Below are 17,792 nucleotides of genomic sequence, written 5' to 3' on the forward strand. Positions count from 1 at the left end.
TTATTCCTGATGGCGGGTGAGGTTGAGGATCTTCGCGCTGGCGCCGACCGGGAAATTGCTGAGGGCGCCGAAGTCGCTGCCCTGATAGCCCATGATCTTGCCGTCGGTGCGCATCTGCTGAAGATCTATCAGGATCACCCCCAGCGTGGGAATGATTTTCTCGCGCCAGACAAACAGATAGAGATCCTCCGCCACCTGCACGTAGTGGCAGCGGTCAACATCCGCCAGCCCTTTTTCCACGCCGTCCAGACATTGCCAGGCGTAAAAATTATCGTTGAGATAGATGTGCTCATAGCGCTCAGTCGGGCTGTAGGTGTACTGATTGCGCATGCCGACCAGCGCATCGGTAAAGCCCGGCAGCGGCCCCGGCTGCGCATCCAGGCGGGCGAAGACAAAGCGCGTTTCTACCGCGGTCAGCGGCAGGCCTCGCTCCACCCGGCTGAAAGCGTCCAGCCGCGCGGCGGCTTCGTCCGGCAGCTGGCCGTAGACCAGGGTGGCGTTGCGCTGCGTCAGGTTGCATACCGCGCTGACGCTGGCGTTATCCCGCTCCGGGTCAAGGAAGTCGATAAACAGAATATCCGGGCGCAGGGCGGTCGCCCGCCAGGGGGCGCGCTTGCCGTTCCAGCTTAGCGTCTGCTCATCTTCGATGATCAGCTGCTGCGGCTCACTTCCGGCGACATAAAAGGTAAAGCGCTCGCCTGCGGGCAGGCTGGCGGTGGCGAGTAAATTACCGTGTGGCGCAAAACCATCGGCCAGCGCGCCGACCTGGATAAATACGGCTTCTGAAGTCATTGGGGCTCCTGAACAGAGTAGGGCGTTAGGCAAACGCCAGAGTGGGAACATCGACGATACTGGCGCCGCCGTCGGCGACCAGCGTGGCGCCGCTGATGATGGCGGCCTGCGGCGAACAGAGAAACTGACAAGCCTCGGCTATCTCCTCGGGGCTGGCGGGGCGGCGCAGCGGAACGTCGCGACAGACTCGCTGATAAGCCTCAGTCAACGATAGCCCTTCCGCCTGCATCAGCGGGAGCATCTCTTCATCCGCCATCGGCGTGGTGACCCAGCCGGGGCAGACGGCGTTGGCGCGCACCCCCTGGGGACCGTAATCGCGGGCGACGGAGCGCATCAGGCCGATTAAGGCGTGTTTGGCGGTGACGTAGCCGCAGGCCTGCGGACCGGCGGCCAGCGAGGCGATGGAGGCGACAAACAGCACGTTGCCACGGCGGGTAATCAGCGAGGGCAGGCAGGCGCGAACGCTGGCGAAGGCGCTGGTGAGATTGCCGTCCAGCGCCTCGCGCCACTGGCGGTCGCTGGTCTCGGCGGCGGGGCTGTTGCCCATCCCGCCGGCGCTGCAGATGAGGACATCAACACCGCCGCTCTGGTCGAGAATGGCCGGCAACAGCCGCTGGCGCCACACCTCGCCGTCGGCGGCATCGCCCATCAGCGCCGTGGCGCCGGTCTCATCGGCGACAGCCTGCAATGGCGCCTCGCGCCGTCCGGTAATAAACACCCGGTCACCTGCGGCGCACATCAGCCGCGCGCAGGCGGCGCCAATTCCGGTTCCGCCGCCGGTGATCACCACGACTCTCGCCATTCGCTCTCTCCTGTAATGGGGTTTCCGATTACCTTAAAAAGCGCGTCAGCTCCCGGCTATCGCCCGGAAGAACGATAGCCGCGGGGTTAATGGATCTCGCTCACCGGGATCGCCTGCGGCGCCGGAACCGGCTTCATGGTGGCGGGATCGACCGCCAGATAGCGTCCGGTTTTGCTGTCAATACCGACGTAATCGATCATCTTGCCCTGCGCCCGGGTGACCATGGTGCGTCTGGCGAACGCCTCGTAGGCCTCGCTCATCGCTTTGACCCGATCGGGATGTTGGGCCGCGACGTCATGGGTCTCCAGCGGGTCGTCGTGCAGATTAAACAGCTGCCACGGCGCGTCACCGGCGGTGAGGCCCCGCGGCACCAGCCGCCGCAGCTTCCATTCACCATCGACCCACGCCGCCTGATGGTGCAGCTCAACGCCGTATTTCCCGCGCGGCGGCGCCTGTACTTCGCCGGTGAGATAGCGCTTAAAGCTGACGCCGATCATCGGCAACACCGGCTTCTTCGCCAGCGATTTGTTCGGATCGATACCGGCGAATTCATACAGGGTCGGTGCTACGTCGTACACCGCCATCGTCGAGGCGTCGATGTGACCGTGGCGCGTGATCCCGGGACCGGCGATCATAAAGTCGGTGTTAATCCCGCCCTGGGCGCTGGTGGTCTTATGGTAGTTGGCGTAGGGAGCGTTGCTGACGTTGGCCCAGTGCGGGCCGTAGGAGACAAACGAGCCTTTGCGGCCGATGTTGTCATAGCGGTTATCGAACTGCTTCCAGAATTCCGGGGTAGATTCGTAATAAAAACCCTGCGCCGGGTTGGCGCCGTTATCAGTTAAAAAGACCAGCAGGGTATTTTTATCGCGCCCGGTTTGTTTCAGCGTCTCCATCAGGGTGCCGATTTGCGCGTCCATATTGGCGATCATCGCCGCATACACCTGCATCACTTTCGCCGTATATTTCTGCTGCTCTGGCGTTAGCGCCTCCCACTCTTTATCCAGCTCCAGATGCGGCAGCGGGGTGTCGTCATGGATAATTCCCAGCGCTTTCAGGCGGGCGATGCGCTGGCGATAGACCTCGGCGTAACCCTGCTCATACTGGCCTTTGAAGCGCTTAATCCACTCGTCCGGCGCCTGCAGGGGATCATGAGGGGCGGTGAAGGCCAGCCAGGCGAAGACCGGCTGTTCCTTCGGCGTCGCTTTAATCCAGCTGTTCATCTGCCGGGCGTAGGCTTCGCTGGAGTAAAAATCATCCGGTAGGGAGACGCGCTCGCCGTCGCGGGTGTAGTAGGTGTGGAAGGCTTCAACGGTCCCGAGCGGGACGGCGTCGTTAAAATGGCTGGTGCCGCCGCCCATAAAGGCGAAGGCGTGGTTAAAGCCGCGGTCCTTCGGCGTGGCGCCGGGAACAAAACCGAGGTGCCACTTGCCGGCCATCAGGGTGTTATACCCCGCGTCTTTAAAGCGCTCGGCCATGGTGGTGACGCGGTCGGTCAGCCGCAGCTCGTAGCCCTCCTTGCCAATGGTGCTGTCGTACCACCACATACCGCCCATCCCGGCCTGCTGGTTGCTGTTACCGGTGAGCAGCATCGAACGCGCCGGGGCCGACATCGGCGAGGTGTAATACTGGCTCATGCGCATCCCCTGCTCGGCCATCGCCTGCAGGTTGGGGGTGGGGATTTCGCCGCCGAAGGGGCTGATGTCAGAGTAGCCCATATCATCGGCGATAATCACGATGACGTTCGGACGCTCTTGCTGGGCGGCGTGCGCGCCACCGGCGAGGATCACACTGACCGCCGCGGCCATGGCTGTTTTATTCACAACGGATTCTCCTGTTTCTGCGGGTATCACTTTCAGAGCAATGGGCTACGCCGGATGCGCGGCCCCGACAAACGCGGCCCGCCAGGCTTGTAGCCCTTGAAGGTCGCGGGAAAAGGGGCGCACGGGCGCCAGAATTTCGCTAAAGAAGCGGTAGTAGCCGCCGCAGAGGCGGTTGTTGCCGGCGGCGTTCAGATGCGCCGGGCAGCCGCCCTGGCAGACCATTTTGACCGCGCAGGTCTGGCATTCGCGGCGCAGGCTTTTCTGCTGACCGAAAGGCAGCTGCACCGAGGCGTCGACCGCGTGCGCCAGCGTCATGTCGTCAAGGCGGCCCAGCCGATGTTCGGCGTTGATCAGATGGTCGCAGGCGTAGAGCTCTCCGTCGGGCTCCATCACCAGATTGCTGCCGCAGCGGGCGCTGTGCACGCAGCTGCCGCTGGTGTGAGTGAAGTACTGCGCCCACGCCTGCTCGATATTGATGACGAACACCCGCCCCTTGTCGCAGCGCTTCTGCCACTGCCGCCAGATGCCGACCATAAAACGCCCCCAGTTATCGGCACTCAGCTGATAGCCCTCGCGCAACGCTGCGCCTTCGCTCATCAGCGGCTGAAACTGTAGATAGCGCGCGCCGAGGCTGACCAGCCGGTCATAAATCGCCGCCGCGTGGGCCGCCATCTCGTTATGCACCACCACCAGCAGGTTAAAATCCACCTGATGCTGGTGGAGAAAGCCGATGCCGCGCAGTGCCGCCGGCCAGCTGGCCCGGCCGCGTTTATCCGGACGATGCTGGTCCTGTAGCGCTTCGCTGCCTTCGAGGCTCAAGCCGATAATAAAGCGATGCTCGCGGAACAGCCGGCACCAGGCGTCGTTGATCAGCGTGCCATTGGTCTGCAGACTGTTGCTGATGGTGACGCCGTCGGGGGCATAACGCGCCTGCAGGGCGAGCGCTTTTTTGTAAAAGCTCAGGCCGGCCAGCAGCGGCTCACCGCCCTGCCAGACAAAGTTGATTTCCCGCGCGCCGACGGGCTGGGCCGCGATGTAGCGGCGGATAAACTGCTCCAGCCGCGCCTCGTCCATTTTGTTGACCGGCGTTTCATCCTGGGGGTAATAGCAGTAGCGGCAGGCGAGATTGCAGGCGGGGCCAATCGGCTTCATCAGAATATGAAACGGCACCGGCGAGCGCGGCTCAGCGGCCAGCGGAATTTGCTGCTGGCGCAGGGCGGCGATATTCAGCATCGGCTTATCCTCGGTTAATGACCGGCGCTGTTGCTATTATTTTGGCAACAGCGGGTCAGGCGTAATCACATGATTAAGCCGCGGCGAAAATTAATGGCATCCTGTTAAGGGTATAAGTGAAAAAAAACAGAAATCCATCGTTCTTAAGGATGAGAGAGACGCGTCCGGGATAGGGTTTTTTTATCACCAGAGGCAGGTACGCCGGGTATTAATCTTTTTTGTTTATGTTTTAACGCCGCTATCGTAAGGCATGGCGAGTGTGTTTTTTAAATGCTTTATATAACAATGCATTGCTGAAAATTTTGTAACGGCTATCACATTGTTAATATGTTAATGATTGTGTTACTTAAATGTGAAATGTATGCTTCAATTATCGGTAGTCATCCATGTGTCATGCACCATCATCTCGACGGGGAGGCCCTATCATGTCTGCTTTGTTAAAAGCCAGCCGTAATGATGCGATAATAGCCCGTTGTTTACAGACTATTTCTCAGTTAATTCCACTGACTTCAGCGGTGTTTTATCGAGTAAATAACCGGTTAAAACCCGAAAACTATATATTGCATAATATTTCCGATAATACGCACCAACAATATCTGGAAAACTTCCAGCCGCTGGATCCGCATTTACCGGCGCACTTTAGCCACCAGAACACCACCGTGGCGGCGATGACGCCGCGGCTCTGCGATCGCAACCGACATTATTATCATGAATTTATGTTGCCGAATAACGTGCGTGACATGACCGAGATCTTCATCCGCCGCGAGCGGCGGATCATCGCCGGTATCTCGCTGATGCGCGACGTGCCTTTCTCCAGCGAAGAGCGTCATCGGGCCCAGGCGGTGCTGCCGCTGGTGGAGCTGGCGATCCGCGACTGCCTGCAGGAAGAAGATGACCTGCCCGCTATCCTGACCGCCAAAGAGCGGGAAATCGTCGGCATGGTGCGCGAAGGGGCCAGTAATAAGCTGATAGCCCGCCAGCTGGATATCTCGCTCTCGACGGTGAAAACGCACCTGCGCAATATCTTCGCCAAGACCGAAGTGGTCAATCGTACCGAACTGGTTTCCCGAACCTGGATGCCGGCTGCTCAGCGGACGCTGCATCTGTGATCTGACTTTCACATCCCGCGCGCGCCGTGGCAACACGGCGTTTTCCTGATGCCTGTGGGTATCACTCCCTGGAGGATCCTCCGGGGGGAGGCTTTTTTGACCGGAGCACGCCCTACGATGTCGAGTACACCTGTCACTGATAATGTGCTTTCCCGGCCCGCCGGGCTGGTGGTGTCCCTGCGTTTGCTGGCGGCGATTGTGATTTTTGCCGCTATTGCGCCGGGTATTCTGATGACCGCACCGGCGGTGGCGGCGCAGCTGGCCAGCGAATGGCAGCTAAAACCCGGGCAGGTAGGCTGGCTGTTCTCAGCGGAGCTGGGGGCGATGAGCCTGGCGACGCTCCCGGCGTGGTGGTGGATGAGTCGCCTCGACTGGCGGCGGGTCGCCCTGATGGCCGGGGCGGTGTTTCTGACCGCCAACCTCGCCTCGGCGGTGGTCACCCAGTATGAGACGCTGCTGGCGGCGCGCTTTATCGCCTCACTGGCGGGCGGCACGCTGATGATTCTGTGCATCAGCTGCGCGGCGGGAACGCCGAACCCGTCGCGGGTCTACGCCTTTTGGGTGCTCGGGCAACTGCTGTTGGGGATGCTTGGCCTGCTGGCGCTGCCCGGCCTGTTCGCGACCTTTGGCCTGAAGGTGGTGTATCTGATCCTCGCCGCCATCATGCTCTGCTGCCTGCCGCTGGTGTCCGCTTTCCCGCCGCGCTTTCAACCGCTCTCTGCCTCCCGCCAGCAGCCGTCGACGGCGCTGTGGCGTCAGGCGCTGGCGGTGCTGGCGGTGCTCACTTTCTATATCAGCCTCAGCGCAGTGTGGACCTTTATCGGCACCATCGGCAGCACGGCGGGGCTGAGCCCGACGCAGGTGGGGCTGGTGCTGGCGGCGGCGACGGTTTGCGGCATTATCGGCGCCGGCGGCGCGGCCCTGCGCGGCACCCGGCGCGCCGATCGCTTACCGGTGTGGCTGGGCTACGGGCTGCTGATCGTCAGCGTCGGGCTGCTGGTTGGCCAGCCGCTGCTGGCGCGCTACGCCATCGCGGCGCTGCTGTTTAAGTTCACCTGGACCTTCGTGCTGCCCTTTATTCTCGCCCGCGTCGCCGGGCTCGATAACAGCGGTCGGCTGATGAACAGCATCAATCTGGTGATCGGCGGCGGCATGGCGGCCGGCCCGGCGCTCGCGGGGGCCTTACTGCAACGCTTCGCCAGCGCCGACCCGCTGCTGGCGGCGGCAGGCGTCTGCGCGCTGCTGTCACTGATTTTAATTGTGGCGGCTTCCGCCGCCGGGAAGGGTTAGCCCACGGGAGGATAGAGTGAAAAGAAAAACCGGTTTCTTCTTTGATGAACGTTGTTTCTGGCACAGTACCGGGCTGCACGCAGTGACGCTGCCGGTGGGCGGGTGGGTACAGCCACCCGCCGGCGGCGGTCATGCCGAATCGCCGGAGACCAAACGGCGGATGAAAAACCTGATGGATGTCTCCGGGCTGACGCCACAGCTGGCGCTGCGCAGCGCGGCGCCGGCGAGCCTTGCGGACCTGCGGCGGATCCATCCCGACAGTTATCTGGAGCGCTTCAAGGCGATTAGCGATAACGGCGGCGGCATGCTCGGCAAAGAGGCGCCGCTGGGGCCGGGCAGTTATGAAATCGCCTGTCTTTCCGCCGGGCTGGCCTGCGCGGCGGTGGAAGCGGTGCTGAAGGGGGAACTGGATAACGCCTATTCGCTGTCGCGTCCGCCCGGACACCACTGCCTGCCGGACCAGTCGATGGGCTTCTGTTTTCTTGCCAATATCCCCATTGCCGTGGAGCGAGCGAAAGCGCTGCTCGGGCTCGGCAAGGTGGCGATCATTGACTGGGACGTTCACCACGGCAACGGCACCCAGCATATCTACCTGCAGCGCGACGACGTGCTGACTATCTCCTTGCATCAGGACGGCTGCTTCCCGCCGGGCTACTCTGGCGAGGAGGATCGCGGCGTGGGGGCGGGGGAGGGTTACAACATCAATATTCCGCTGCTGGCCGGCGCGGGGGATGACAGCTGGCGCTATGCGCTGGAAACCATCGTTATTCCGGCGCTGGCGCGCTTTGAGCCGGAGCTGATTATCATCGCCTGCGGCTATGATGCCAACGCCATGGATCCGCTGGCGCGCATGCAGCTGCACAGCGACAGCTTCCGGGCGATGACTGAACAGGTCCAGCAGGCGGCGGATCGCCTGTGCGGCGGGAAACTGGTGATGGTGCACGAAGGCGGCTACGCCGAATCCTACGTGCCGTTCTGCGGCCTGGCGGTGATGGAGGCTCTGAGCGGCATCCGCACCGAGGTCCAGGATCCGCTGCGGGAATTTATTCAACAACAACAGCCGCGGGCGGAGTTTGCGCAGTTCCAGAGGCAGGCTCTCGATCGGCTGGCGCAGCAGTTTGGCCTGCTATAAAACGCCTCAGCTTCCCCGCGGTGATGGCGGGGAAGTCAATGCTTTCTCTTCTACGATTTCACCGCGCATCCACTGACTTACTGCCTGATCGATCATCGCCAGCACGCTGAGCAGCAGCATCCGCTGCTGCGCTTCCAGCCGCAGATAACGGCGCAGCGGCGGCATTTTACAGACCACTTCGCTGGCGGCCCAGGGTTCAATGCTGCAGCGCCAGCCGCGACCGTTAAAGGTCAGCGAAAAGCGGCGGTAGTCCAGCTCGCTTAAGGTCTGCTGGAGATTAGGGAAACCATTGAGATAGCCGGCGAGTGCCTCGCTGCCTTTGCCGCCGATAAAGCGGATCGGCTGGCGTTTCCACCAGCCGGATTGATGGGCGCGAATTTTACCGCGTACGGGCCGGGTCACCGGCCCCTCGACGACAAACTCGCAGCTGTGAATGCTGGCCATAAACAGCCGCTTCTGACGCACGCTGAAGGTCACGGCGGTGGCGTTGTTCAAGCGCAGCAGCGCGCTGCGCTCGCTCAGCTTTTCGCAGGGCCAGCCGGCCAGATCGCGCTGCACCGCGTTCATTAACGGCGTTTCAAACCAGGGGACGGAGGACATCTGGCGTCATCTCCCCGCGGGTCTGTTTTTCGTAGTTGTTGATGGCGCGCTCCACTACCTCTTCCACCACCAGCGGCTTGAACGGATTGACGCGCTGCACGCACACCGTCCAGAACAGGGCGTAGGCGGCGGTCAGGCCGAGCATAATGCCGAACGGCACCAGCACCTGGCGACTGTCCATCCCCGGCGGGGTGATATTGACGATAGCGATGATAATGCCAACGCTGGAGATAATCTGCGGCAGTGGGAACCACGGCGAGCGGTAGGCGCGCGGCAGGTCCGGGCGGCGAATGCGCAGCATCACCACCGACAGCGTCACCAGCAGATAGGCGACGCCCCAGGCGCAGACCGCGGCGAGGATCAGCGGCACGATGCGGTCCAGATCGCCGTTCAGATACCAGGCGTGCAGGCAGGGGATCGCCACCCCGATGGCGATGGCGATTACCGGCGTTTTAAAGCGCGGATGCAGCCAGGTCAGAAAGCGGGGCAGCGCGCCGTCCAGCGCCATACCGTAGATAATGCGCGGCACGGCGGCCATCAGCGTATTGATGGTGGCGCAGCCCGCCAGCAGCAGCCCGACCCCCAGCCAGTACTGGCCGGCGTGGCCCATCACCCGCTCGGCGAAAGCCGGGATCGCCATCGGCGTATCCAGCAGATGGACGTTGTTGGCCGCGTCGAGCACGGTATTCTCCACCTGGCGGTTGATCGCCGCACCGTAGATAAACATGCAGCTGGCGACCCCCAGCAGGCCCAGCGCCATCGCCCGCGGTATGGTGCGGTGGGCCTGTTTGATCTCCGGCGCCATCGGCGTCACCAGTTCGCAACCGACGAACATAAACATCGCCATGCCGATATAGCCGAACAGGCCGTTGATATCGCTAACGTTCAGCGGCGTGCCGAACCAGCCGGAAAGATGAGTCACCGGCGCCATAAAAATGCCGCACAGGCCGAAAATGGTCAGCGTGGTCCACATGCCGAAGGTCAGCACCACTTCGACCTTGCCGAAGATTTCCACGCCGATGGCGTTCAGCAGGCCGAAAATCACCACCATGCCGACGCCCACCATCCAGGTGTTTTGGTGAGCGGCCATCTGGGCGTTGATCGATTCGAAGTTCACCAGCGCCATAATGCCCGCCAGGATCGTCTCCGCCGTCCCGGCGAAAATATGGACGATCAGATAGGCGCACAGCGCGCCGGTGATAGCGAAAAAGCGGCCCATGCCGCAGGAGATATAGTCGTACACCGAACCGGTGGTGGGAATGAGCGTCGCCGCCTCGGCAAAGGTGGTGACCTGCGCCTGCATCATAATAAAGGCCAGCAGCACCGCCAGCGCGAAGGTATCGCCGCCCATGCCGAAGCCGCTGGTCACCGTCAGGATCACCGGGCTGGCCATAATCAGCCCGACGGAGCTGGCGAGGGTGGTCGGGAAGCCGACGACGCCGCGCTCAAGATGGCTGGCAAGTCTGTTACTAAACATAGTCAACCTCTGCACAATAATGGGGTAGGGCAGGGAATAGCCAGCGCCACTCCCGGATAGTCATAATTTAGGCGGGCATCCTGCTCAACGAATATCGTCCGGAAGGTTGAGGGTGGCGCATGATTCTGTGACGCAGTCCATGAATGTGAGGGTGGATAAACAAGATGACCCCGAAAACCGGGGCCATCCGTCTTGCCACGTTGCGCCTGTTTCTGCCGGGTGGCGGCTGCGCCTTACCCGGCCTACGATCCGCGCGGCCTGCCTGTAATTTATTCACCATGCTGACTGAAACTGCCGGTGTTGGCGGCCTCAAAACTCCCGGTGGCGCTGCCGCTTACCGGGGCTACAGCGCTGTGCGATTTGGTAGCCCGGAGAAGGCGCAATGCGTCGCCTCCGGGTCCCCCCCCTGCGCCGCCGGGCAGTATCAGCGCGTTAGCGCGTCTCGACGTTCGCCAGGTAGTGCTTCACAAAGCGCGGCGTCAGGATTTTCCACTCCACTTCGGTGCCCTGTTTAACAAACCAGCTATCGCCTGGCGCAAAGCGCTGCGGTTCACCGCCGGCGACGGTCAGCTCTACTTCGCCTTCCAGCACGGTGGCGTGTTCGGTAAACGGATAGGTCATGGTAAAGCTCCCCTCAGTGGACGAAAACAGTCCGCAGGTAAAGGCATCCTGCGGCTCGCCGTAGATCATCGCCCCGGCCACCTGCGGGTCGCCGGCGGTCGGCGTCGCGCCGAGCAGGCTGACGCTGCCGATTGGCTGCAGGTCGGGCACCGGGTGTTTAAGTTTAAAAGCGTGCATAGCGTTCTCCTGGTTAACTCCGGCCTTTCCAGAAACCGGCGGTTTGATGCATCAATTTTCCGGCGGTGACCAGCAGCAGGCGCAGGCTGTCACGGCCGTGGATGGTCGCGTGGGGGATGCTGCTCAGCAGACGATAGCGGTCTGAACCGCCGTTGATCCCTTCGGCGAGGATTTTGCACACGATGTGCGATGGGGTGACGCCGAAGCCGGAGTACCCCTGGACGTAAAAGACGTTGTTGTGATCGCGTAGCGTGCCGATCTGCGGGAACAGGTTGGCGCTACAGGCCATTGGCCCGCCCCAGGCGAAATCGATCTTCACATCCTTCAAATAGGGGAAGACCTCCGCCAGCAGGGTGCGGTTCCAGGCGGCGAAATCGTTCGGCGTATACTCCACAAAGCGGGTGGCGCTGCCGAACAGCAGGCGGTTTTCCCGGGTGACGCGGTAGTAGTTAATCACCGGGCGAATATCGCTGAAGGCGCCGCGCAGCGGGCTGATGCGCTCGATCAATTCATCGGAGAGCGGCTCGGTCGATACCTGATAGGAGTAGGTGACCAGCGTTTTGTTGTAGATCTCCGGCTCCATATTGTTGAGGAAGCTGTCGCAGGCCCACAGCAGTTTGGCGGCTTTGACGCTGCCCATCGCGGTACGTACCCGCACCTGTTTGCCGTAATTCACCTCCACCACCGGCGAGGATTCGAAGATCTTCACTCCCAGCGAATGGGCGGCCTGCGCCGAGCCGAGGAGCATATTGAGCGAATGGATCTGGCCGCCGCCCATATGTTTCAGCGCGCCGCAGTAGACCTCGGAGCCCACCACCTGCTGCACCTCTTTCCCGGTATACAGCTCGATCTCTTCATCCGGGGTGGCAGCCTTAAACTCCTTCTCCCACTGGCGCAGCGTTTTCAGTTGCCGCTGGTTATAAGCGAGATAGCCGTAGCCGGGGACGAAATCGGCGTCGATATTATATTTGCGGATGCGTTCGCGAATGATGCCCGCGCCAAGGTTGGCGATTTTAAACAGCGTTTCCAGCCCCTCTTTGCCGACGTGCTTTTTCACCGCTTCGATGTCGTGACCGATACCGGCCATCACCTGGCCGCCATTGCGCCCGGTGCCGCCATAGCCGAGATGGCGCGCTTCCAGCACCACCACGTTGGTGATGCCCTGTTCCGCCAGCTCAAGGGCGGTGTTAATACCGGAGAAGCCGCCGCCGATAATCACCACGTCGGCTTCAATATCTTCCCGCAGCGCCGGAAAATGGAGGTGGTATTTCTTCGTCGCGCCGTAGTAGTTCAGCGCATCGATTTTGATGTTCATCGCGTTACCCTGTGGTCTTGCCTCGCTCAAGTGCCTCATCACAGCACGCCGCGCGGGCGTTGAATATCGTCCGGAAGAATGACGTTCTTTAGAACGATAGGCGGCGGCGGGAAGCCGTGCTGTGATGGGCCAACGTTGCTGAAAAAACGGGTACTGACGATGAGCGAGATAACCTTACTGGCGGAAGTGACCGCCTTTTTACGCCAGCCGCACGGGCAGTTTATCGCCGGTGAGCGAGAGGCGGGCCGCGGCGCGCCGTTTGCGGTGATCAACCCTGCCACCGGGCGGGCGATCGCCGAGGTCACCGCGGCGGATAGCGACCAGGCGGATCGCGCGGTAGAGAGTGCCCGCCAGGCGTTTAATCAGTGGCGCGAAATGCCGACGCTGGCGCGCGGAACCTTGCTGCTGAAGCTGGCGGATGCCCTGGCTGAGCATCGCGAAGCGCTGGCGCAGCTGGAAAGTCTCTGCTCCGGCAAGACCATCACGCTGGCGCGCATGCTCGAGCTGGATCAATCGGTCGCTTTCCTTCGCTACTTCGCCGGCTGGGCGGGGAAAGTCACCGGCGAAACCCTGAATGTGTCGCTGCCGTCGATGGCCGGGGAGAAATATACCGCCTTCACTCGCCGTCAGCCGCTGGGGGTAGTGGTGGGCATCGTGCCGTGGAACTTCTCTATCATGATTGCCGTCTGGAAGCTGGCGGCGGCCCTGGTCTGCGGCTGCACCATTGTTCTCAAGCCGAGCGAGTATACGCCGCTGACGCTGCTGCGCGTGGCGGAGCTGGCGAAAGCGGTGGGTATTCCGGACGGGGTGATTAACGTGGTCAACGGCGCCGGCGGCGAGATTGCTCAGCGGCTGATTACCCATCCGGCCTGCGCCAAGGTGAGCTTCACTGGCTCGGTGGCCACTGGCGAGAAAGTCCAGCAGTCGGCCAGTGCGTCAGGTAAACGGGTGACCCTTGAGCTGGGGGGCAAAAACGCCGCGCTGTTCCTGGATGATCTGACGCCGGAGGCGATGGTCAACGGCATTCTGGAAGCCGGCTACCTGAACCAGGGGCAGATTTGCGCCGCCGCGGAGCGCTTTTATCTGCCGCAGGGTAAACTGGATGCGGTGCTGGCGCTGCTGAAAGATAAGCTCAGCGCCTTCGCGCCGGGATCGCCGCTGGATGAGCGCACGCTGATGGGGCCGCTGGCCAACCGCCAGCAGTATGACAAAGTGTTGCGGCTCATTCAGACCGCGCGCGACGAGGGCGATACCATCGTCTGCGGCGGCGAAGCCCTGCCGGGGGAGGGCTATTTCCTGCAGCCGACGGCGGTCAAAGTGCGCAGCGAAGAGAGCACCCTGATGCGCGAGGAGACCTTCGGCCCGGTGTGCAGTTTTATCGGTTATCACAGTGAAGACGAGGCGCTGGCGCGGATCAATGCCTCGCCGTATGGCCTGGCGGCCAGCGTCTGGTCGGATAACATTCGCCTGGCGCTACGCTACTCGGAGGCGATTGAGGCCGGCATCGTGTGGGTCAATATGCATACTTTCCTCGACCCGGCGGTACCGTTCGGCGGCATGAAGGGCTCGGGCATCGGGCGCGAATTCGGCAGCGCGTTTATCGATGACTACACGGAGCTGAAGTCGGTGATGGTGCGCTATTAACCGCCGCTCAGCGAAATAGCGCAGGCATTTGTCGTTTTGCGCCAGATGGGCGACACATCCTGCGCCTTCTGGCCCTGAAACCGGGAGGGGGCACTGCCTCGCTTCCGGGACTCTTTTTCCCTTCGCGGATCCTTTCTTCCCCCCGTTATCCGCCATTGCCGTAAAAAAAATTAGCAGATTATCTTTTTTGCCCGCCAGGGCTTGCCTGACATTGGATAATGCGTATAGTTCTCATTCTCTTTTTTATTTGCATGTCAGGCAAGGTTCGAGCTGCGCCAGTGAGTCGTTCACAAAGAGTCGCGAAGGCGTAGGGTGACGTAAAGACAGCAGGCTGGAAACACACAATATCGGCCGCTGCGCGTCCATCGGGTCATTGATTTTTTATAGGGTTGATCCAATGAAATACACACTTCCGGCGTTGATGCTGGCCATCAGCGCGGCGTTAAGCGGCTGCGCGACGCATCATTCCTCTGCCGTTTCCCAATCGGTTATCGACTCTCCAGCCCCTAACGTGGCGCAACCGCTGCAGCGCCATCTAGCGGAAGGACTGTACGAGATGGCGCTAAGCCCGCAGGGTGATGCGCTGTACGTCGCCAGCGCCGAAGGCTTTAAACATGTGCAGGGTGGGGCGGTTTACACACTGGATCCGCAAACCCTCAACACCATCGGCCTGACGCATACCGATCTGAAAAACTTCGCTTTGCAGCTCTCTGCGGATGGTAAAACGCTTTATGTCAGCAATTCGCTGGACGGCGGCATCAGCGCTATCGATACCGCTACCGGCAAGGTCAAAAACCGCCTGCTGTTCAGCGAGCGCAATGAAAAAGGACGCCCTTATGGGGCGCGTCAGCTGCTGTTGCTGAACAATACTCTCTACGTGGGCGCGGTCGCCGACCCGGCGCAAATCTGGGTGGTTGATGCCACCTCCCTGAAGCTGAAAACACGCATTACAAATACCGGTAAATGGATGACCGGACTGCACTACTCCGCACAAACCGGGCGCGTATACGCCGCTAACGGCAGCGGTGAAATTCTGGTGATCAACCCAGATAACCAGCGCATTGAACAGCGCTGGAAGCCACTGGGCGACAAGCCAGCGCTGCTCCTTAATATGGCTGAAGATAGCGACACCGGCCGCCTGTTCGTGACCGATAACTCGAAAGCGAAAACCACGCTGGTGCTGGATATCCACAGCGGCAAGCTGCTTAAACAGCTCGACGTCGGCGATTCGCTGGCGGTGCAGTTCAATAAGAAACGCCAGGAAATTTATATTTCACAGCGAGAATCCGGCAAGGTCATCAGCCTTGACGCCAGCCGCTACACGCTGAAGAAAAGCTGGGCGTTACCGGCCAATCCTAACAGTATGCTGCTTTCCGCCGATGGTCAGACGCTGTTTGTCACCGTCAAACAGCCCTTCAATAAAGACCACTCCACAAAAGGCCCGGACAGCGTCGTACGCATTGACCTGAACGCGCAATAAAAATAACGGGTCCGACGACGGGCCCTTTGATTCATTTATCCTCATCCACGGGGCAAATTATGCACACCACGCTCTATTCATCCTTCCCGCTGCGTAAAACGCTGCTGGTCTTAGCCATCGGCGCCGCCAGCCAGGCGGCGGTGGCCGCGAAGCAGCCTGGCGAAGAGACTCTGATCGTCGAGGCTAACGAAACCAGCGATTTTAAATCCGGCGGCGACCTGGTGGTTCCGGCATTCCTCGACGGGCAGATCGCTCACGGCGGTCGTCTGGGGATGCTTGGCGAACAAAAGGCGATGGACGTTCCTTTTAACGTTATCGGCTATACCTCGAAACTGATTCAGGATCAGCAGGCGAAAACCATCGCCGATGTCGTCAGTAACGACGCTGGCGTGCAGGCCGTACAGGGCTACGGCAACTTCGCCGAGACCTATCGAATCCGCGGGTTTAAGCTCGATGGCGACGATATGACCATTGGCGGCCTGGCGGGCGTGGTGCCGCGTCAGGTGATGGACACCCAGATGCTGGAGCGCGTTGAAATCTTTAAAGGGGCCAATAGCCTGCTTAACGGTGCGGCCAGCAGCGGCGTCGGCGGGATGATTAACCTTGAGCCGAAACGGGCGGAAGATCTGCCGACCGCGCGCGTTGGCGTCGACTATACTTCTGATTCTCAGGTGGGCGGCACCCTCGACCTTGGGCGGCGTTTCGGCGACAACAACCAGTTCGGCGCCCGGGTCAACCTGGTACATCGCGAGGGTGAAGGCGCTATCGATAACGATAAACGCCGTACCACGCTGGCTTCGCTGGGACTTGATTACCGTGGCGACCGTTTCCGCTCCTCGCTGGATTTCGGCTACCAGAAGAAAACGTTCCACGGCGGTACGATGGGCGTCAATATCAGCGGCGTGGATTTCGTCCCGGCGCTGCCGGACAACAGCAAAAACTACAGCCAGAAGTGGGGCTATAGCGATATCGAAAGCGAATTCGGTATGGCGAAGGCAGAATATGACCTGACCGATAGCTGGACGGTATACAGCGCCCTTGGCGGCCAGCATTCGCATGAAATTGGCACCTACAGCGCGCCGAAGCTGCTCAATAAAAACGGCGATGCCACGGTTGGCCGCCTGGATACTAACCGCATCATCGACGCGATAAGCGGCATGGGCGGGGTTCGCGGCGATTTTAATACCGGCGCGATTTCGCATAAGGTGAACCTCGGCTATGCGGCGCAGGTGCATACCGATGCCACCGCCTGGCGGATGTCGGCGAAGAATCCGACCACCAATATCTATGACAACCGCGATGTGGCCATGCCGGATAACGCCTATTTTGGCGGTAACTACCACGATCCGCTGGTCACCTCACGCAGTCGTACGCAGGGCTGGCTGCTGAGCGATACCCTCGGCTTCTTTAACGATAAAGTGCTGTTTACCGCCGCCGCTCGCCATCAGAAAGTGGTCGTGCGCAACTACAGCAACGCCACCGGACTGGAAGATACTTCCTCGCGTTATACCCAAAGCCGCTGGATGCCGACGTTTGGCCTGGTGTACAAACCGTGGGAGTCGCTGTCGTTGTATGCTAACCATACCGAAGCGCTGCAGCCGGGTTCCGTGGCGCCGACGACGGCGGCCAATGCCGGTGAGAGCACCGGTATCGCGCACTCGAAGCAGGACGAAGTGGGCGTCAAGATCGACTACGGTACGATCGGCGGATCGCTGGCGCTGTTTGAAATCAAAAAACCGAACGCCATTTCCGATACCGCTGGCAATTACGGCCTCGACGGCGAGCAGCGTAACCGCGGCGTAGAGATGAACGTCTTTGGCGAGCCGATGCTGGGACTGCGTCTTAACGCCAGTACCGTCTGGCTGGATGCAAAACAGACTAAAACCGCTGAAGGCGCAACCGACGGTAAAGATGCCATCGGGGTGGCAAACTTCTACGCGGTGCTCGGCGCCGAGTATGACATCAAGCCGGTGGAGGGCTTGACCGCGACCGCGCGTGTGAATCATAGCGGTCCGCAGTATGCCGATGCGGCCAACACCAAAAAGCTGGATAGCTACACCACCCTGGATTTAGGCCTGCGCTATCGTATGCGTCTGAACGCCGACCAGAACGAAATGACCTGGCGCGTCGGGGTGACCAACGTGACCAACGAGAAGTACTGGTCCGGCATTGACGATACCGGTACTTACCTGTTCGAAGGCGATCCGCGTACCGTTCGCGTCTCAATGAGCTACGACTTCTGACGCTAAAAAAAGCGGGGCGGGCGGCTGACGCTCGCCCCTCGCAACTTGCGACAATCC

At 60.9% G+C, this 17,792-nt stretch carries 14 protein-coding genes; 6 read left to right on the forward strand and 8 right to left on the reverse strand.

Going from position 1 to position 17,792, the window contains the following annotated elements; genetic code table 11:
* From ACQUTP_RS09560 to ACQUTP_RS09575, 4 genes are all read right to left on the reverse strand, one after another.
* Positions 1-792, reverse strand: coding sequence for a MoaF C-terminal domain-containing protein (locus ACQUTP_RS09560; RefSeq protein ID WP_017901098.1), 792 nt, complete (start codon positions 790-792; stop codon positions 1-3).
* A gap of 25 nt (positions 793-817) precedes the next feature.
* Positions 818-1,594, reverse strand: a complete 777-nt coding sequence (locus tag ACQUTP_RS09565) for an SDR family NAD(P)-dependent oxidoreductase (RefSeq protein ID WP_064182954.1) — start codon at positions 1,592-1,594, stop codon at positions 818-820.
* A gap of 86 nt (positions 1,595-1,680) precedes the next feature.
* Positions 1,681-3,414, reverse strand: a complete 1,734-nt coding sequence (locus ACQUTP_RS09570) for an arylsulfatase (RefSeq protein WP_023319894.1) — start codon at positions 3,412-3,414, stop codon at positions 1,681-1,683.
* A gap of 45 nt (positions 3,415-3,459) precedes the next feature.
* Complete coding sequence (locus ACQUTP_RS09575) at positions 3,460-4,647, reverse strand: anaerobic sulfatase maturase (RefSeq protein WP_017900833.1); 1,188 nt, start codon at positions 4,645-4,647, stop codon at positions 3,460-3,462.
* A 425-nt stretch (positions 4,648-5,072) separates the two neighbouring features.
* On the opposite strand from ACQUTP_RS09575, the gene ACQUTP_RS09580 reads away from it, so the two are divergent.
* The 3 genes from ACQUTP_RS09580 to ACQUTP_RS09590 all read left to right on the forward strand — a co-directional run bounded on the left by ACQUTP_RS09580 (position 5,073) and on the right by ACQUTP_RS09590 (position 8,178).
* Complete coding sequence (locus ACQUTP_RS09580) at positions 5,073-5,756, forward strand: response regulator transcription factor (protein WP_004202446.1); 684 nt, start codon at positions 5,073-5,075, stop codon at positions 5,754-5,756.
* 117 nt (positions 5,757-5,873) lie between these two features.
* Positions 5,874-7,046, forward strand: a complete 1,173-nt coding sequence (locus ACQUTP_RS09585; RefSeq protein ID WP_100098378.1) for an MFS transporter — start codon at positions 5,874-5,876, stop codon at positions 7,044-7,046.
* Positions 7,047-7,062: 16 nt separating this feature from the next.
* Positions 7,063-8,178: a class II histone deacetylase gene (locus ACQUTP_RS09590; RefSeq protein WP_048294347.1), complete on the forward strand. Its 1,116-nt coding sequence runs from the start codon at positions 7,063-7,065 to the stop codon at positions 8,176-8,178.
* A 6-nt stretch (positions 8,179-8,184) separates the two neighbouring features.
* Here ACQUTP_RS09590 and ACQUTP_RS09595 read toward each other — a convergent pair whose 3' ends face one another.
* The 4 genes from ACQUTP_RS09595 to ACQUTP_RS09610 all read right to left on the reverse strand — a co-directional run bounded on the left by ACQUTP_RS09595 (position 8,185) and on the right by ACQUTP_RS09610 (position 12,368).
* Positions 8,185-8,778, reverse strand: coding sequence for a DUF3156 family protein (locus ACQUTP_RS09595; protein ID WP_049116873.1), 594 nt, complete (start codon positions 8,776-8,778; stop codon positions 8,185-8,187).
* Positions 8,756-10,255: an APC family permease gene (locus ACQUTP_RS09600; RefSeq protein WP_002892820.1), complete on the reverse strand. Its 1,500-nt coding sequence runs from the start codon at positions 10,253-10,255 to the stop codon at positions 8,756-8,758. The genes ACQUTP_RS09595 and ACQUTP_RS09600 overlap by 23 nt, the downstream gene beginning before the upstream one ends.
* Positions 10,256-10,687: 432 nt before the next feature.
* Positions 10,688-11,053, reverse strand: coding sequence for a cupin domain-containing protein (locus ACQUTP_RS09605; protein WP_002892824.1), 366 nt, complete (start codon positions 11,051-11,053; stop codon positions 10,688-10,690).
* 13 nt (positions 11,054-11,066) lie between these two features.
* Complete coding sequence (locus tag ACQUTP_RS09610; protein ID WP_017900836.1) at positions 11,067-12,368, reverse strand: NAD(P)/FAD-dependent oxidoreductase; 1,302 nt, start codon at positions 12,366-12,368, stop codon at positions 11,067-11,069.
* Between the two features lie 159 nt (positions 12,369-12,527).
* On the opposite strand from ACQUTP_RS09610, the gene ACQUTP_RS09615 reads away from it, so the two are divergent.
* From ACQUTP_RS09615 to ACQUTP_RS09625, 3 genes are all read left to right on the forward strand, one after another.
* On the forward strand, positions 12,528-14,012 hold the full coding sequence (locus tag ACQUTP_RS09615; RefSeq protein WP_017900837.1) for an aldehyde dehydrogenase family protein: 1,485 nt from the start codon (positions 12,528-12,530) through the stop codon (positions 14,010-14,012).
* A 397-nt stretch (positions 14,013-14,409) separates the two neighbouring features.
* On the forward strand, positions 14,410-15,492 hold the full coding sequence (locus ACQUTP_RS09620) for a YncE family protein (protein ID WP_265241395.1): 1,083 nt from the start codon (positions 14,410-14,412) through the stop codon (positions 15,490-15,492).
* Between the two features lie 59 nt (positions 15,493-15,551).
* Positions 15,552-17,735: a TonB-dependent receptor gene (locus tag ACQUTP_RS09625; protein ID WP_032455669.1), complete on the forward strand. Its 2,184-nt coding sequence runs from the start codon at positions 15,552-15,554 to the stop codon at positions 17,733-17,735.
* Positions 17,736-17,792 lie beyond the last annotated feature (57 nt).

The organism is Klebsiella sp. 2-CIP_Kleb. (genome assembly GCF_050378715.1).
Classification (GTDB): Bacteria; Pseudomonadota; Gammaproteobacteria; order Enterobacterales; family Enterobacteriaceae; genus Klebsiella; species Klebsiella quasipneumoniae.

Bases quoted from the DNA above. Each gene is read 5' to 3' on its own strand.
- ACQUTP_RS09560 (WP_017901098.1), bottom strand. From the start codon at position 792: ATGACTTCAGAAGCCGTATTTATCCAGGTCGGCGCGCTGGCCGATGGT.
- ACQUTP_RS09565 (WP_064182954.1), bottom strand. From the start codon at position 1,594: ATGGCGAGAGTCGTGGTGATCACCGGCGGCGGAACCGGAATTGGCGCC.
- ACQUTP_RS09575 (WP_017900833.1), bottom strand. From the start codon at position 4,647: ATGCTGAATATCGCCGCCCTGCGCCAGCAGCAAATTCCGCTGGCCGCT.
- ACQUTP_RS09580 (WP_004202446.1), top strand. From the start codon at position 5,073: ATGTCTGCTTTGTTAAAAGCCAGCCGTAATGATGCGATAATAGCCCGT.
- ACQUTP_RS09585 (WP_100098378.1), top strand. From the start codon at position 5,874: ATGTCGAGTACACCTGTCACTGATAATGTGCTTTCCCGGCCCGCCGGG.
- ACQUTP_RS09595 (WP_049116873.1), bottom strand. From the start codon at position 8,778: ATGTCCTCCGTCCCCTGGTTTGAAACGCCGTTAATGAACGCGGTGCAG.
- ACQUTP_RS09600 (WP_002892820.1), bottom strand. From the start codon at position 10,255: ATGTTTAGTAACAGACTTGCCAGCCATCTTGAGCGCGGCGTCGTCGGC.
- ACQUTP_RS09605 (WP_002892824.1), bottom strand. From the start codon at position 11,053: ATGCACGCTTTTAAACTTAAACACCCGGTGCCCGACCTGCAGCCAATC.
- ACQUTP_RS09610 (WP_017900836.1), bottom strand. From the start codon at position 12,368: ATGAACATCAAAATCGATGCGCTGAACTACTACGGCGCGACGAAGAAA.
- ACQUTP_RS09615 (WP_017900837.1), top strand. From the start codon at position 12,528: ATGAGCGAGATAACCTTACTGGCGGAAGTGACCGCCTTTTTACGCCAG.
- ACQUTP_RS09620 (WP_265241395.1), top strand. From the start codon at position 14,410: ATGAAATACACACTTCCGGCGTTGATGCTGGCCATCAGCGCGGCGTTA.
- ACQUTP_RS09625 (WP_032455669.1), top strand. From the start codon at position 15,552: ATGCACACCACGCTCTATTCATCCTTCCCGCTGCGTAAAACGCTGCTG.